General features: G+C 45.9%; 1 protein-coding gene. It reads left to right on the top strand.

Annotated features, from left to right (window positions below; genetic code table 11):
* The coding region (locus AAEY55_RS18645; protein WP_350552791.1) for an ATP synthase subunit I at window positions 1-230 on the top strand (230 nt) is incomplete at its 5' end.
* Between the last annotated feature and the right edge of the window lie 3 nt (window positions 231-233).

Raw genomic sequence — 233 nt, 5'->3', positions numbered from 1 at the left:
ATGCCACACAAGCCGTCTTTGCAAGTTTTATCTTTTGGCATACTGGATATCGCGCGCGCCGGCATATTGTCAGCCAGCTATATCGAGGTCAGATGGTCAAATGGCTACTGACAGTGTTTGGTTTCGCACTAATTTTTATTACCGTACAACCCCTAGCAGCGCCTGCGTTGTTCATCGGTTTTATGGTAATGCAAATTAGTCACAGTTGGATGTTGTGGCACATACGCTAGTAC

It is taken from the genome of Pseudoalteromonas sp. 120-MNA-CIBAN-0494 (assembly GCF_040308885.1).
In the GTDB taxonomy this organism is placed as follows: Bacteria; Pseudomonadota; Gammaproteobacteria; order Enterobacterales; family Alteromonadaceae; genus Pseudoalteromonas; species Pseudoalteromonas nigrifaciens.
Note: the sequence above shows the minus strand (reverse complement) of the source record. Positions and strands in the feature narration are given on the sequence as shown.